The organism is Paenibacillus sp. Pae15 (genome assembly GCF_024519685.1).
Taxonomy (GTDB): Bacteria; Bacillota; Bacilli; order Paenibacillales; family NBRC-103111; genus Paenibacillus_G; species Paenibacillus_G naphthalenovorans.
The window spans coordinates 1-14,926 of sequence record NZ_JALJRM010000025.1 but is presented as its reverse complement, the minus strand read 5'-3'; the positions used below and the strand labels follow the sequence as shown (position 1 = coordinate 14,926).

General features: G+C 51.4%; 13 protein-coding genes and 1 pseudogene. 8 read left to right on the top strand and 6 right to left on the bottom strand.

Features of this window, described 5'->3' with window-relative positions:
- Window positions 1-306: 306 nt before the first annotated feature.
- Window positions 307-1,491 (bottom strand): N-acetylglucosamine-6-phosphate deacetylase, encoded by a 1,185-nt coding sequence (nagA, locus tag NR121_RS18700; protein WP_256831735.1) that lies wholly within the window; start codon window positions 1,489-1,491, stop codon window positions 307-309.
- Complete coding sequence (gene nagB / locus NR121_RS18695; RefSeq protein ID WP_256831734.1) at window positions 1,488-2,216, bottom strand: glucosamine-6-phosphate deaminase; 729 nt, start codon at window positions 2,214-2,216, stop codon at window positions 1,488-1,490. Before nagB ends, nagA begins: the two co-directional genes overlap by 4 nt.
- 235 nt (window positions 2,217-2,451) lie before the next feature.
- Between nagB and NR121_RS18690 the strand changes: the two genes are divergently transcribed.
- Entirely contained in the window at window positions 2,452-5,304 is a 2,853-nt protein-coding gene (locus tag NR121_RS18690; RefSeq protein WP_256831733.1) for a cadherin-like beta sandwich domain-containing protein, read from the top strand.
- A 156-nt stretch (window positions 5,305-5,460) separates the two neighbouring features.
- Here NR121_RS18690 and mtnA read toward each other — a convergent pair whose 3' ends face one another.
- Window positions 5,461-6,552, bottom strand: a complete 1,092-nt coding sequence (gene mtnA, locus NR121_RS18685; RefSeq protein WP_373864963.1) for an S-methyl-5-thioribose-1-phosphate isomerase — start codon at window positions 6,550-6,552, stop codon at window positions 5,461-5,463.
- 25 nt (window positions 6,553-6,577) lie between these two features.
- Complete coding sequence (gene mtnK, locus NR121_RS18680) at window positions 6,578-7,783, bottom strand: S-methyl-5-thioribose kinase (protein ID WP_054817162.1); 1,206 nt, start codon at window positions 7,781-7,783, stop codon at window positions 6,578-6,580.
- Window positions 7,784-7,991: 208 nt separating this feature from the next.
- Here mtnK and NR121_RS18675 point away from each other — a divergent pair, with 208 nt between their 5' ends.
- Window positions 7,992-8,171, top strand: a complete 180-nt coding sequence (locus tag NR121_RS18675) for a hypothetical protein (RefSeq protein WP_054817163.1) — start codon at window positions 7,992-7,994, stop codon at window positions 8,169-8,171.
- A gap of 70 nt (window positions 8,172-8,241) precedes the next feature.
- Here the strand turns inward: NR121_RS18675 and NR121_RS18670 are convergent, their stop codons facing one another.
- Window positions 8,242-8,409, bottom strand: coding sequence for a hypothetical protein (locus NR121_RS18670; RefSeq protein ID WP_054817164.1), 168 nt, complete (start codon window positions 8,407-8,409; stop codon window positions 8,242-8,244).
- A gap of 158 nt (window positions 8,410-8,567) precedes the next feature.
- On the opposite strand from NR121_RS18670, the gene NR121_RS18665 reads away from it, so the two are divergent.
- The 6 genes from NR121_RS18665 to sufB all read left to right on the top strand — a co-directional run bounded on the left by NR121_RS18665 (window position 8,568) and on the right by sufB (window position 14,490).
- The gene (locus NR121_RS18665) at window positions 8,568-9,152 is read left to right on the top strand and encodes a DUF1802 family protein (protein WP_256831727.1); all 585 of its coding nucleotides are present in this window, start codon (window positions 8,568-8,570) and stop codon (window positions 9,150-9,152) included.
- Between the two features lie 114 nt (window positions 9,153-9,266).
- On the top strand, window positions 9,267-10,097 hold the full coding sequence (gene sufC, locus NR121_RS18660) for a Fe-S cluster assembly ATPase SufC (RefSeq protein ID WP_054817165.1): 831 nt from the start codon (window positions 9,267-9,269) through the stop codon (window positions 10,095-10,097).
- Between the two features lie 32 nt (window positions 10,098-10,129).
- On the top strand, window positions 10,130-11,443 hold the full coding sequence (gene sufD / locus NR121_RS18655) for a Fe-S cluster assembly protein SufD (RefSeq protein WP_074727258.1): 1,314 nt from the start codon (window positions 10,130-10,132) through the stop codon (window positions 11,441-11,443).
- On the top strand, window positions 11,440-12,666 hold the full coding sequence (locus NR121_RS18650; RefSeq protein ID WP_062406909.1) for a cysteine desulfurase: 1,227 nt from the start codon (window positions 11,440-11,442) through the stop codon (window positions 12,664-12,666). The genes sufD and NR121_RS18650 overlap by 4 nt, the downstream gene beginning before the upstream one ends.
- On the top strand, window positions 12,653-13,078 hold the full coding sequence (gene sufU, locus NR121_RS18645) for a Fe-S cluster assembly sulfur transfer protein SufU (RefSeq protein WP_062406911.1): 426 nt from the start codon (window positions 12,653-12,655) through the stop codon (window positions 13,076-13,078). The genes NR121_RS18650 and sufU overlap by 14 nt, the downstream gene beginning before the upstream one ends.
- A gap of 14 nt (window positions 13,079-13,092) precedes the next feature.
- The gene (gene sufB / locus NR121_RS18640; protein ID WP_062406913.1) at window positions 13,093-14,490 is read left to right on the top strand and encodes a Fe-S cluster assembly protein SufB; all 1,398 of its coding nucleotides are present in this window, start codon (window positions 13,093-13,095) and stop codon (window positions 14,488-14,490) included.
- Between the two features lie 137 nt (window positions 14,491-14,627).
- On the opposite strand, the pseudogene NR121_RS18635 reads toward sufB, so the two are convergent.
- Window positions 14,628-14,926: pseudogene (locus tag NR121_RS18635) on the bottom strand (hypothetical protein); the annotation flags it as partial.

The window sequence follows — 14,926 nt, the reverse complement described above, 5'->3', positions numbered from 1 at the left end:
CATATTGCAGCGGAAGCTGATGCGCCTGTGACGGATGCTTGCGATCTTGCAGCGGCAGCGCATTATCGCATACCCATGAAGTGTTGGAATGACTCTGCTGGACGAGGCTTCTCCGTTCATGCGGCTCAGCCGGACGTTCATATGGAACATCAATTCAACCAAGCCTGTTTGGAAAGTAACGGACCTGAGTCCGTTCATCTAAACAGGCTTTTTTATTTGCTATCCATGGCTCAGACTTCATCAAGCTCCAAAGCTCCCCGCTGATATTCGTTATAATGAACATCGGCGGGATTTTGTTTGTCCATATTAGAACAAAACAAGGCTGCCCTTCACCCATACTTTGTCGATCGACAGCTCCGGAGACACCAGCAGCAGATCGGCCTGTTTACCGGGCGCAATACTTCCGGTCCTGTCCGCAATGCCGAGAGCCTTGGCAGGGTTATGGCTGGCCATCCTGCTGACCTCGGGCACTGACGCGCCGATGGTGTTGACCATGAACCGAAACGCATCGATCATCGTCAGGGTACTGCCAGCCAAGGTGCGGCCGTCCTTTAATGTGGCGGCTCCGTTTCGTACTGTCACCTCGAGCCCGCCGAACCGGTAATCCCCGTCGCCAAGCCCGGCGGCGGATATGGCGTCCGTAACCAGCATCAGGTTATCGCTGCGTTTCACCTGCATAAGAAGACGGATGCATGCCGGGTGGATATGGCGGCCGTCTGCAATCATTTCCGCACCGATGGCATCCTCGGTCAAGACGGCGCCGACGACGCCCGGCTCTCTGTGATGCAGCCCTTTCATCGCATTAAACGTATGAACCGCATGGCGCAGGCCGTGCCGGACGGCTTCTCTGATTTGTGCGTAAGTAGCGTCGGTATGACCGCAAGCGACAACGATCCCTTGACCGGACAGCTTCTCGATGAGAGGCAACGCGCCCTCCCTTTCGGGAGCCAGTGTCAACAACCGGATCAGCCCCGGGTACTGCCTTGTCCAATCGTCTATCCATTGCTGCCGGGGTGCAACGATGTAGGCGGGGTTCTGGGCGCCGGGATATGCCGGACTGATGAACGGTCCTTCCAAATGTACTCCTTCCAGCTGTGCATAGGGCATTTGTTTATTCCGGAACGAATGAACCGATTGCAGTACCTTTGCTAGCTCCTCTTGCGGAGCAGTCGTCGTCGTCGCCAGCATCGTCGTTGTCCCGTGGCTCCCATGGAAGCGTGTAATTCCTTCCAGCGCTTCGGCAGACGCGTCCATGAAGTCATGTCCGTCCCCTCCGTGCACATGCACATCGATAAAACCGGGCAGCAGCCAGAAGCCGCCGGCATCGATGATTTCTTCTGCAAGCTGCAGGAGCTGCGGGTCCAGCTCCTGCATAGGCCCCGTCTCTTGAATGATGTCCCCCTGCAGAAAAGCATAGCCTTGTGCAAGGACCCTGTCTAAAGTGACGATGTTCGCATGATGGATAAGCGTTGTTTTTATTCTTGAGTTCATCCTAGCCCACTCCCCGCATCCGTATCCAAAAGCACCGTTACATCTGGATGGGTCTGCAGAAAAGACGCCGGACATTTCGTCGTGACCGGCCCTTGCAGCGCCCTTTTTACAATATCGGCTTTGTCCGGTCCGCGGACGACAAGAAGAATCCTTTTGGCCTTGAGTATCGTTCCGACTCCCATCGTGATCGCCTGTGCAGGCACTTTCTCGGGCATGCCGAAGAAACGGGCATTCGCCTCGCGCGTTTGCTCATGGAGTTCGACTACGTGCGTTACGTGCTCCAGTTCCTCATCCGGCTCGTTAAAGCCGATATGTCCGTTGTGACCGATGCCAAGCATTTGCAGATCGATTGGCCCGGCTTCCTCCAGCACGCGGTCATAGCGCCTGCACTCCGATTCCAAATCGGCCGCCATGCCGTCGGGAATGTGGCACTGCTTCGGAGGAATGTCTATTTTGCCCAGTAAATGCCGCTGCATATAGCTGTAATAGCTTTCAGGATGGCCGCGCTCAAGCCCCACATATTCATCGAGATTAAATACGGCGGCCTTCGCATAGCTGACCAGCCCTTGACGATGCGCTGCCGCCAGTTCCTGATAGATGCCGACCGGCGTACCTCCGGTGGCAAGCCCGAGGACGGCTCCCGGATTCGTTTGCAGTATTTCGATGATCATGCCGGCTCCGGCCTGGTTCAATTCCTTTTGCGAGCGGAATTTAAGGATATTCATTGCGTTATCTCCCTTTTTCTTGCCGTGAAATCGTCCTTTGATTCAAGAGTATGTCAGTTATTTTCTTATTATTTATTATATTATCATAATGATTGGCATGAAAAAGAAATAGCTTTGGCTTCCATCTGTCTTCGGATGATCTCTTTCTTTCTAAAAATCTATCAAAAATCCGGTTTCCTGCCGAAAATAAGATATGATAGGGATGGTAGATCTATACAGAGAGGAAGTTAAATTTATGATTCACAAGCCGGAGGCGGATTGCGGCCTCCACCTGTTTGGGCGGAAGAGGGTTCGGTTTGCAGCCGCCATATGTCTGCTATTCTTCTTGTTCTTGCAAATGGATGCCAACCGTACACAGGCCCATCCGATCGAATATGAATTACATACCCTAACGCTCGCAGATCAAAACGGCAACGCAATTCCGGATTTTCAATTCTCCCCAAATACCAGGACATATGATATCGATGTTTCCGGCAGCGTCACTCGTCTGACCATTGCTGCCGAAGCGGAGAATGAGCATTCGGTGTCTATCTATCCCTCGAACCCTGTCCCGCTGCTGTGGGGCTCGAACCGGATTACGATTGGGGTGGGAGAAGGGGATACTCCTTACACTTTAACCGTGCACAGGGGCGCCAAATCTCCGGATCTTCACTTGGAGGAGCATTTTGCCGAGTTCGAAATGTCACAGAACATATCCACCGTGAAACCGACGGAGGACGGGGGACTGATCGCTCTGGGTACCCGTTATGGGACAAGCCAGTTATACAAGATGAACGGGCAGGGTGAAGTCACGGCGAAGAGCACGCTGTTGAATATCAAGCTGAATGACGTGCTGGAGATCAAAAAGAACCGGTATCTGGTCGTTGGAACGCGTGCGGATACGCCGGGTGGGACGCATCGTCCCTTTGTGGCTGTTTATGAGGCCATACCCGGAGCAGGGCCGGCAGGTTTCTTTCAACCTTTGACCGCTCTTTCCCCGGGATTAGGCGATGAAAAATCAGATCCCGTCTCCATCGTACGTATGGAGTCCGCAGATGAGTATATCATTGCGGTCAACCGGAATATCAATTCCGCTTGGGCCATACAACTGTTCCGTTTAAAAATAAATGCGGATCCGGTCTTGCAGATCCTGTCTCAGACTACGATTTCAGGAGCGGATTCTTATTTTGCAAACAAAATCGTCAAAGTCGGCGGTTCGGATCATTATTTGGTCGTAGGTTATGCCCGGGATCAGGTAACGCAAGCGAATCACGGTCTTCTGGCTAAAGTTCATTATAACGCCGACGCGGACACGCTTTCTCCGGTTAACGATTTCGGAACGGACGGATTGGTGAAATCCGGTTTGGCTCCGATGGCCTATGTGTCGGCTGCGCAAGCAGGTGAAGACCGGTATGTCATTCTGGGGACGCGGGAGTCATTTCCCCCCCATGCCGGTAACGCCGAGTTACATGTCGTCAAAGAAGACGGTTCTTATGCGGATGAAGCCCGGCTGCTGCCGGATTTATGGGTTCCAAACGGTAATGGAGCTTTGGCGGCCGCGCCGGACGGCGGATTTGTCGTAGGGGGAATAGCGATATCGTCAGGCAATCCTGACGTGCACAAGGGATACGTATACAAGTTTGGAGCGTCGCTTGAAGAGCATTGGAAACAAACGATGGGAGGCCCCGGGCACATCATCGGCGTATCGGCTCTTCTGCCGCTTGTCAACGGGGATATTTGGGTTTCCGGAGGTTTTTTTAAGAACTGGGGAGATTTGCACCGAAAAGGTTATATAGCCAAAGTGCTCGGTCCGGCTGCGCTAAACCGTATTGAACCCGCGGATCTGACTTATGTGGCAGTTAACGAAAGCGGCGCCGGCCAAGGATATCTGGACGATACTCATCTTACCTGGAACGTACCGGGGAACGTAAATCGTATACAAGGGACGGTAGATCGGAAACCCGGCCAAACGGTTCGAGTAAACGGGAAACTGCTTCCGGAAAATGAGCCGTTTCACATTTTTCTTCCCGAAGTGAACAATACGGCGAAGATTGAAGTGACTGCGGCGGACCAGCTTACGAAGAAGCTGTATACGCTGGATATCATCAAAACTCTTCCATATCAGGCAACGGTTACCGGAGTGACATATAACGGGACTCCGCTCATTCCTTACGAGCATCTGCAAACATTCTATATGCCTGTTACCTCAAGCGTATACCAGGCCAATCTGGACGTGGTTTTAAGCGATCCGTCAGCGACGTTTGACTTGTTCCCGTCTGAAGGCGTAACGCGTGACATGAATCGTATCCATATCGATTCCTTGCCTTACGGACAACAGTACTCACTCGCGTTAACCGTTCATTCTGTCGAACACATTCCAAGCCGATGGACCATTAGGATAGGTCTGCCGTCGAACGATGCGGAGCTTAAACATCTTTACGCCCAATCGCCATCGGCTGTAGTAGAGCGGGCCCCGGATCGCTTTATCGTGACGGTACCCAACGAGATGTCCCATGTGACGCTTGATCCGATCATTTCCGATTACGCGTCTATTGTTCAGGTAACCGGGGCCCGTTTCGATCCGACGACTCAGTCCATTGAGGTTTCCTTTTTGCAAGAAGGATCGAATCCCGTCACCGTCGTTGTACAAGCGCAAAGCGGGATAACACAGACCTTTGGGATTGATGTGATCCGAGACCAAAGACGGGAGGTCGGCGCCATTGTGCCTTCTCTTCAACCCGCCGGCAATATGTGGTTTGAAGTCACATTGTCGACCTTGCCGGCTGACGCAGCCATTTATTATACCGTAGACGGCACCGATCCCACGTTGTCAAGCGCTTTATATGATCCGGAGAATAAGCCGCGATTGTTTCCAGGCCAAACCTTAAAAGCGATCGGGGTCAAATGGGGGCTGAGGAATAGTCCTGTGCTGGTCCTCACCGGACCCGATCTTGAATATCCCGGTTTGCGGGATATCAGCGATATACTAAGTAAAATCAATGATCGTGCCGATGTCTATGGCGGGGGCTTCGGCACAAGGGACGTCGAATATTGGCTCAGTAAGATTAAGCCCGTAAAGGTTGTACCTGTTCCTCCTCCAGCCGGATAAATCAAATGGACCCTGCTACAGAAGCAGGGTCCATTTGGTTAAGTAAGCCGCTTGTGCATTCGGAGCCCAATAAGTCCAGTATCTGGAATATCGGCTGCAGTACAGGCCGCTGATTTCCGTTACGCTGAAGCGGGGATATCCCCGAAGCATCGGCTTCTACGCAAACAGTTTTTTCAAATTTTCCGCGTAGGGTGCGCGGATAATGCCTTTTTCCGTGATAATCGCTGTGACATATTCGTTCGGCGTGACGTCAAAGGCAGGATTATACACCTTTACGCCTTGCGGCGCCGTACGCTTTCCGAAGCCCTGTGTAATTTCGTCCTCGTGCCGTTCTTCAATCGGGATGTCGGCGCCGGTCGGCGTATTCAGATCGATGGTTGACATCGGACATGCCACATAGAACGGGATGCCGTGGGCCTTGGCCAGGACAGCCACGCTGTATGTGCCGATTTTGTTGGCTACGTCTCCGTTGGCGGCTACGCGGTCCGTACCGACGATTACGGCTTGGATCCAGCCTTTGGACATGACGGCCCCTGCCATATTGTCGCAAATCAAAGTGACGTCGATCCCGGCCTGCTGAAGCTCGAATGCGGTCAGCCGCGCTCCCTGCAGAACAGGACGGGTCTCGTCGGCAAACACCTTGAGCGACATGCCTTTTTCCTTGGCCAGATACATCGGCGCCGTCGCCGTGCCGTACCGGGCCGTGGCGAGACCGCCCGCATTGCAGTGCGTAAGGACGCCCATGCCATCCTCAAACAAAGACAAGGCGTGCTCGCCGATCAGGCGGCAAGTTTCCTCGTCTTCCGCCTGAATGGCGCGGGCTTCGTCCAGAAGCGCCTGCTTCACTGCATCCACGCCGACAGGCTCGGCAGTTCCACCAAGCAGCGCCTGCGCCCGTGCTTTCATCCGGTCGAGCGCCCAGAACAAATTCACCGCCGTCGGACGCGACGTCGCCAGGTAATCGCATTGGCGGATTATTTCCGCCAGCAGCGCTTCACGGCTGCCGGAGAACTTCCGTACGCCAAGATATACCCCGAACGCCGCCGCGATGCCGATGGCCGGCGCGCCGCGGACCGCAAGCTGCTTGATGGCGTCCCATACCTGCTCCGAGGTGGTCAGCTGAAGGTAAACGATGTCTTCCGGCAGCCGCCGCTGATCGAGCAGGTCCAGATGATCCTCCAGCGAGTTCCACCGGACGGATTGCAGCCAACCTTGCGTATGTTGTTGTTCTATCGTCATGACGGCCATTGCTCCTTTTGTATGATTCCAACCCTTAGCTGACGTTTTTCTCCGCAATCTCAATCATTTGTTCAATCGACTCCGCTTTGCGGTGAGACTTGATCAGCGTTGTGCCGATCGCCAAAGCAATCCGTTGGGCGCGTTCTTTGGCCGCTTCGTCCTCCAGCTTATTGATATCGGCTACCTGCGCGAGACCATGGACGCGGCGGACGATTTTGCAGCCCGCATATCCGAACGTATCCTGCAGCAGCCGTTTCATGTACAAATCCTGGTATCCGGGGGTCTTGGACATCCGGTCCACACCGTGTTCGTCCCAGAGCGCCCTGAACTCGGAGTCAAACTTCTTCCAAATATCCCGGATCGTTTGGGTAAGATAATTCCGGTAATCCTGACGGGATGCGGCGTCCGGGCTCCAGCCTTCCTGAGCTGCAAAATTCAGCAGCAGGTTAGCAAGTACAGCTCCGATGTCAAAGCCCATAGGGCCGTAATAAGCAAACTCAGGATCGATGACCTTGGTCGAATCCGGCTTGATAAAAATACTTCCGGTATGCAGGTCTCCGTGAATCAGTGCCTGCGCCTGCGTCAGAAATTTTTCGCGGAGGATGGCGACCTCCAGATGCAGCTCCGTATCCTTCCACACCGCTTCCACCGCATCGCGGATGGCGGGCGGGACGTTATTGTTCGGCGAATCCGTATACGGGTCGTCAAAAATGAGATCCTCCGTGATTTTGCACAACTCCGGATTGATGAAGCGCTTCACCTGTTCTTTTTTATCCTGCTGGTTCATGCCCAGGTCGGAAGTGTAAAAAAGGGTCCGGGCCAGAAACGTTCCGATATGACTTGCAAACAGCGGGTATTTATTCCGTTCCATCAAGCCGCGCCGCATGATGACATGGTCGCTGAGATCCTGCATGACGGTCAGCGCAAGCTCCGGTTCATAGGCATGGACATGCGGCACCAGGTCAGGACACAGCGATTCCTGAATCATCAGGGCCTCGCTCTCGATGCGCGCGCGATCCAACGTCAAAGGCCAGGATTCCCCGACGACTTTCGCATAGGGGAGCGCCTGTTTGAGAATAATGCTTTTGCCGGTTGAAGGTTCTGAAATGTGAAACACCAGATTCAAGTTGCCGTCTCCGATTTCCCTGCTGGTCAGCTCGCTGTCCTTCTGAAACAGGTCGGGTATTTGTCTTGCGTAATCAATCGCTTCGGCTTCCGTAAGCGCGCGATATGCGGACATGGAATATCCTCCTTCTACATGACATAACTTGTAACCTCTAGTATAAATCAAATACCGCCGCGTTGGGAATAGAAGTTGAAAGTTTTTGGCTTTTCAAGCCTTGCAGGGACGGCGGTTTTTACAAAAAGTTCACATCCCGATTATATTTGCATCATATATGACTTATACAATGATGGCTGAGGTCATAAAAGATGAAGGGGATTGACTTATGAAGAAAGGTTTCGAGCGCATCGTTTTTACCGCTGCCGCTGTCGCAGTGCTGCTTATCCTGGGATGGGTTTCGGCGGTAAATCCGGACGGCGCCCTGCAGACCAATCCTATGAAAGTTAACCGGGAGCAGTTCGAACGGATCCGTGAAGCGGCTGTGTATGTATACGACGGCAAATAAAATCTTATAATATGAAAAAAGGGAGGCTATGATGCCTTCCCTTTTTCGTTCACCCAGCAAAATAAGATGATTAAAACATTTTGTTGCGGTGCTCCACCAAATCGATAGCTCCCAAAACGACGTGTGCCAGTCCAAACCCCACGACCGCCGCGGCGGCCATCGGATATTTGTTGCGCAGAGCGGCACCGGACGCAGTGACAGCTGTCCCCAAAACTGTTGGAATCAGTCCTTCGCGCATAGCTCTTCATCCTCCTCGTTTTTGGTTTGATGCAGCATTTTTATTATCGATATAAGCGATTGTTTTTATGCCGCATCGGAATTGCATTGTTTTGGATGAAGAACTATAATATCGTAAATGGAAAAGGTTAGCGCAGTATAGGACAAGGGGGGTACAGCATGCGCGGACTGGAGCAAGAACAAGCTGTCGGCTTGAAGGAGTGGGCGGTGGCGGTTGAGGCGCTGCGGACAGGCCGTCAGCTTCTGATTATGCGAAAGGGCGGGATCCGGGAGGAAACGAAGGACTTTCAAGTGGAAAGCGAGAGCTTTTATTTATATCCGACCTACGAGCATCAAAAAAAAGAATTGATCAAGCCCGAATACCGAAGCGAAGTGAAAGAAGTAGAGGCCGGGTGGAGCGGCAGGCAGACGGAGGCGGTCATCAACTGCTGCGCAGAGCTTGCGGAGGACATCCTCATCTCGTCTCAAGAGGAACTGGACCGTATCGCGCGATTTCACATTTGGACCGATTCTTTTGCCGAGGAGCGGCTCAAATGGAAACGGACCAAGCCCTTGCATCTCATGCTGCTCAGAGTATATGAACTGGACCAGGCGGTGCGTATACCGGTGCTTTCCGAATATAACGGGTGCAAGTCGTGGATAAGTCTGCCCCCGGCTCTTTTGAATAAAGTTCCGCGCCGGCCGGTTCTGGCGGATAAGGAATGGATCGCTCAAATTTCCGAATTAAAGGCCGCGTTGGGTTAAAAACGGGTCTTTATTGATTTTTACATGTAAGGTATAATATAATTGAGAATCAGTGAGAATCACTTTAAAATAATTATTAATAAAGAATAACTCAAAGTTGGAGGCTCAATGGTTATGACGAAAAGACCACAATTGATTATAGACGGTTTGAAGGCAACTGTCGAAGGAAAAGAGATTTTGAAAGGACTCAGTTTGTCCATCAATGGCGGCGAAGTGCATGCCATCATGGGACCGAACGGAACGGGCAAAAGTACGTTGGCTTCCACGTTGATGGGACATCCCAAGTATGAAGTCACAGGCGGTTCCGTGTCGCTTAACGACGAGGATGTACTGGAAATGGCGACAGACGAAAGAGCGCGTGCCGGCCTGTTCCTGGCCATGCAGTATCCAAGTGAAATTACAGGCGTCACCAACGCAGACTTCCTGCGCAGCGCCATCAATGCCCGCCGCGGCGAAGGCAACGAATTATCGCTGATCAAGTTCATTCGTCAAATGGAAGCCAAAATGAAAGATCTGGAGATGAACCCTGAGTTCATGCACCGTTATTTGAACGAAGGCTTCTCCGGCGGTGAAAAGAAGCGCAACGAAATATTGCAAATGATGATGCTGGAACCGAAAATCGTCATCCTCGACGAAATCGATTCGGGTCTGGATATCGACGCGCTGCGCATTGTGGCGGAAGGCGTCAATGCGATGCGCTCTGAAGATCGCGGCTTCCTGATCATCACGCACTACCAACGCCTTTTGAACTACATCAAACCGGACTTTGTTCACGTGATGATGCAGGGCCGCATCGTGAAGTCGGGCGGACCGGAGCTGGCCGAGCGTCTGGAAAACGAAGGGTATGACTGGATCAAGGAAGAGCTCGGCATCGTTGACGAAAGAGTAGGGCAAGATGAAGAAGAATTCAAGATGCCCATGAATACTACGGCTCCTAAATTTTAAGCGACCGATCAGGAAAACAGGAGGAATTATCAATGAGTACACAAACCGTTCTTCCCATCGATCGTGCGAGCTTGGTGGAGCAGTCCAAAGCAAGACGGGAGCCGGAATGGATGACCGCGTTGCGCGAAGAGGCGCTGGAGCTGGCAGGATCGCTGGAATTGCCCAAATTGGAAAAAACAAGAATCGACCGTTGGAATCTTCAATCCTTCGGAAACTATAAACCGGTAAAGGCCGCCCGTTCTCTCGACGAGCTGCCGGCCGAAGCCAAGAGCTTGCTTCAAAACGAAGGTCAGGGACAGCCGGATAATTTGCTGGTGCAGCATAATTCAGGCGTGATCTACAGCAGCATATCCGAATCGCTGAAGCGGCAAGGCGTGATTTTTACCAGTCTGGAAGAAGCATTGAACCTTCACGGAGATCTGGTGAAGCCGTATTTCATGAGCGTCGTGGACAAAAGCGAGAACCGCTTGACCGCGCTGCACACGGCATTATGGAGCGGCGGCGTATTCTTGTACGTGCCCAAGAACGTTCAGGTGGAAGTGCCTGTCCAAGCGTTGTTCATAACCGATGACGGAGAAGCCGTCTTCTCCCCGCATGTTCTGATCGTAGCCGAACAGCATGCCTCGGTTACTTACGTTGACAATTTCATCTCTCAAGGCAAGCTCAACGGTTTGGTCTATAACGGCGTGGCAGAGGTCGTTGTTAAACCCGAAGCCAAGGTTACTTTCGCTTCCGTTCATAACCTGGACGAGAGCGTAACAAATTTGACTTACCGCCGCGCCGTGGTAGAAAACGACGCCAGCGTGGAATGGATTATCGGAGAGATGCATTACGGCAACGCGATGTCCGATACGACGACCCTCCTGAAGGGCAAAGGATCGAATTCGGATGCCAAAGTCATTTGCGTTGGTACCGAGGATCAAAAACTGAACGTAACGACCCGTGCGGTACACTTTGGCAAGCATTCCGAGAGCAATATGATTACCCGTGCGGTCATGCGCGATACGGCGACAGCGATTTTTAACGGTGTGACAAAAATTGAAAAAGGCGCGACCAAAGCCAATGGTGAGCAAACCGAAAAGGTACTGATGCTGAGCCCGAAAGCGCGAGGCGATGCAAACCCGATTCTGCTTATCGACGAAGACGATGTGAAAGCGGGCCATGCCGCATCTGTAGGCCAGGTTAATCCGGAACAAGTTTATTATCTCATGTCCAGGGGTATTTCAAAACAAGAGGCTGAGCGCTTGATCATCTACGGGTTTTTGGATCCGGTGGTATCCAAGATTCCATTAGAGCAAATCGGATCGCAGCTGCGTCAGCTGGTCGAAAGGAAGCTGGGACAATGAATACGGCAGAACTCCGGGAGCTGTTTCCCATTCTTCATCAGGAAGTGAATGGTCATCCTCTGGTATATCTGGACTCGGCGGCTACATCCCAGAAACCGGTGTCCGTCATCGAGGCGGTTAAACATTATTATGAGTGGGATAATTCTAATGTGCACCGCGGTGTGCATACTCTTGGTTCAAGGGCAACGGATGCTTATGAAGGGGCGCGCGAAAAGCTGCGCCGCTTCATTAATGCAAAATTCACGGAAGAAGTTATTTTTACCCGCGGTACGACGACAGCCCTCAATCTGGTAGCTTCCAGCTATGCGAGAGCCGTATGCCAAAAGGGAGACGAGATCGTGATTACTCCGATGGAGCATCACAGCAATCTCATACCATGGCAGCAGGTGGCCAAGGCGACCGGAGCTGTCTTAAAATATATTCCGCTCCAAAAAGACGGGACCATTAGCTTGGCGGATGTAGAAAAAACGATTACCGGCAATACCAAGATCGTATCCGTGACTTATGTTTCTAACGTGCTTGGAGTAGTGAATCCGGTAAAGGAAATTGCCGAGATTGCCCATCGGAACGGAGCCAAAATCGTCGTAGACGGCGCGCAAAGCACACCCCATTTGAAGGTTGACGTTCAGGCGTTGGATTGCGATTTCTACGCTTTGTCCGGTCACAAAATGTGCGGCCCCACTGGAATTGGCGCGCTGTACGGCAAGAAGGAACTTCTTCAGGAAATGGAACCGATCGAGTTCGGCGGCGAAATGATTGATCATGTCGGACTGTTCGAATCTACATGGAAGGACCTGCCGTGGAAGTTCGAAGGGGGAACGCCGATTATTGCAGGGGCTGTCGGCCTCGGCGCAGCCATCGATTTTCTCGAGAGCATTGGAATGGATGTTATCGACAAGCATGAGAAGGAGCTTACGGCATACGCTCTAGAGCGGATGCTTGAAATTGAAGGGCTGACCGTCTACGGTCCGCAGAAAGACCGGGCGGGGCTGATCACCTTTAACTTGGATGATGTGCATCCTCACGATGTCGCAACCGTTCTTGACGCTAACGGTGTCGCCGTCCGTGCGGGACACCATTGCTGCCAGCCGCTGATGCGTTGGCTTAATGTAACGGCTACCGCGCGCGCAAGCTTTTATCTTTATAATAACGAAACCGATGTAGACCGTTTGATCGCTTCTCTAATCAAAGCAAAGGAGTATTTCGGTCATGCAATTGGATGATTTGTACCGCAGAGTCATTATGGATCATTATAAAAATCCGCGTAACCGCGGCACCTTTGAAGGCGAAGCGGTCAGCATCAATCTCAACAATCCAACCTGCGGAGATAAAATCCAGCTCCAAATGCAGGTGGAAGACGGTAAGGTCAAAGCAGCCAGGTTTTTGGGCGAAGGATGCTCGATCAGTCTCTCTTCCGCATCCATGATGACAGATGCCGTTAAGGGCAAAACGCTGGAAGAAGCGCTTGAGATGGCTGAGAAATTTTCCGGGCTGATGAAGGGCGAAAACGTTGAATTCGAATATGAGGATTTGGAAGCATTGTCCGGCGTGAATAAATTTCCGGCCCGGATCAAATGCGCCACACTTGCTTGGAATGCCTTGCGAAAAGGTATTGAACAATCCAATGCGAAATAAGGAGGCTGAGAACGATGGCAAAAAAAATGCCGGAACTCGGAGAGTATAAATATGGTTTTCGTGACGAGCACAAAGCCGTATTTCAAAGCGGTAAAGGGCTGACCCCGGAAATCGTAACGGAAATTTCCAGAATGAAGGGCGAACCGGAATGGATGCTGGAATTCCGTTTGAAATCCCTGGAGCAGTTTATGAAGATGCCATTGCCGCGTTGGGGCGGAAATATGGATGATCTCGATTTTAACGATATCCAATATTATGTAAAACCTTCCGAAAAACAAGGTAAAACTTGGGAGGAAGTTCCTACCGAAATTAAAGAAACGTTCGACAAGCTGGGAATTCCGGAAGCGGAACAGAAGTTTTTGGCCGGCGTCTCTGCCCAATATGAATCGGAAGTTGTTTATCATAGCATGCAGAAGGACCTGGAAGATCAGGGCGTTCTGTTTATGGATACGGACACGGCTCTTAAAGAGCATCCGGAAATTTTCAAAAAATATTTCGGAACGATTGTTCCTCCCAGCGATAACAAGTTCGCTGCACTGAACAGCGCCGTATGGTCCGGCGGCAGCTTCATCTATGTACCGAAGGGCGTAAAGGTGGAAATACCGCTGCAGGCTTACTTCCGGATCAACTCCGAGAACATGGGGCAGTTCGAGCGGACGCTGATCATCGCCGATGAAGGCAGCTTCGTGCACTATGTCGAAGGCTGTACGGCGCCGGTTTACAGCACCAACTCGCTGCACAGCGCCGTCGTTGAAATTATTTGCTTGAAGGACTCCCGCGTACGTTATACGACGATCCAGAACTGGGCTCCAAATATCTACAACCTCGTTACCAAACGGGCCGTAGCTGAAGAGAATGCTACAATGGAATGGGTCGACGGCAACATTGGTTCGAAATTGACCATGAAGTATCCTGCCGTTGTTCTTAAAGGCCGCGGCGCTAAAGGCATGGTATTGTCTATCGCTGTTGCCGGCAAAGGACAGCATCAGGATGCAGGCGCCAAAATGATACATCTGGCTCCGGATACGACTTCGACGATTGTCTCGAAATCGATCAGCAAGCACGGCGGTAAGGTCACTTATCGCGGTCTGGCCTCCTTTGGGCGCAACTCCCAGGGCTCGAAAGCCAACATCAAATGCGATACGCTGATTATGGATAATCAGTCGACGTCCGATACGATCCCGTATAACGAGATCATGAATGATAACATCACGCTGGAGCATGAAGCGACGGTCTCCAAAGTATCCGAGGATCAGCTCTTCTATCTGATGAGCCGCGGATTGACGGAAGCGGAAGCGACCCAGATGATCGTTATGGGCTTCATTGAGCCGTTCACCAAAGAGCTGCCGATGGAATATGCGGTCGAAATGAACCGTTTGATCAAGTTTGAGATGGAGGGAAGTATAGGATAATTCCTTTTCGAAGCAAATACGTGTCCGCTGTGACTTTCACGCTTGCGTGCCAGTCGCTCGGACACGTATTTTATTTTATGCCGGTTCAAGGAAGCGGAGATCCGGGAGGGTTCTTCCTCTTTTTGTGGTTTCATGCTTCAGCTTGATAAACGGTTATTACGGATAAATTTAAAATTTCCATAATCAATAACGATGATTTTTCCTTTTTTGTTCAGCCGTAAGTTTTGAAAATTGGGTTTACCGGTACGGCGTCTCATAATTTCATATGGAATGACCCCATTTTTCTTGAATAATTTTTTTAGTTTGTACAATTTTCGTTTATATTTTTTTGATTTTGGGAACTTCTTGGAATACTTTTTCATGATTAACCAGTCATATCTGGATGATGTACAATAGTTTGTGTAACCAGAATTTGTGACCTGCAGGCGCAAAAAAA

Coding starts and splice junctions, on each gene's coding strand:
- mtnA (WP_373864963.1), bottom strand. CDS start 6,552: ATGGCCGTCATGACGATAGAACAACAACATACGCAAGGTTGGCTGCAA.
- nagA (WP_256831735.1), bottom strand. CDS start 1,491: ATGAACTCAAGAATAAAAACAACGCTTATCCATCATGCGAACATCGTC.
- mtnK (WP_054817162.1), bottom strand. CDS start 7,783: ATGTCCGCATATCGCGCGCTTACGGAAGCCGAAGCGATTGATTACGCA.
- nagB (WP_256831734.1), bottom strand. CDS start 2,216: ATGAATATCCTTAAATTCCGCTCGCAAAAGGAATTGAACCAGGCCGGA.
- sufD (WP_074727258.1), top strand. CDS start 10,130: ATGAGTACACAAACCGTTCTTCCCATCGATCGTGCGAGCTTGGTGGAG.
- NR121_RS18665 (WP_256831727.1), top strand. CDS start 8,568: ATGCGCGGACTGGAGCAAGAACAAGCTGTCGGCTTGAAGGAGTGGGCG.
- NR121_RS18650 (WP_062406909.1), top strand. CDS start 11,440: ATGAATACGGCAGAACTCCGGGAGCTGTTTCCCATTCTTCATCAGGAA.
- NR121_RS18690 (WP_256831733.1), top strand. CDS start 2,452: ATGATTCACAAGCCGGAGGCGGATTGCGGCCTCCACCTGTTTGGGCGG.
- NR121_RS18670 (WP_054817164.1), bottom strand. CDS start 8,409: ATGCGCGAAGGACTGATTCCAACAGTTTTGGGGACAGCTGTCACTGCG.
- sufB (WP_062406913.1), top strand. CDS start 13,093: ATGGCAAAAAAAATGCCGGAACTCGGAGAGTATAAATATGGTTTTCGT.
- NR121_RS18675 (WP_054817163.1), top strand. CDS start 7,992: ATGAAGAAAGGTTTCGAGCGCATCGTTTTTACCGCTGCCGCTGTCGCA.
- sufU (WP_062406911.1), top strand. CDS start 12,653: ATGCAATTGGATGATTTGTACCGCAGAGTCATTATGGATCATTATAAA.
- sufC (WP_054817165.1), top strand. CDS start 9,267: ATGACGAAAAGACCACAATTGATTATAGACGGTTTGAAGGCAACTGTC.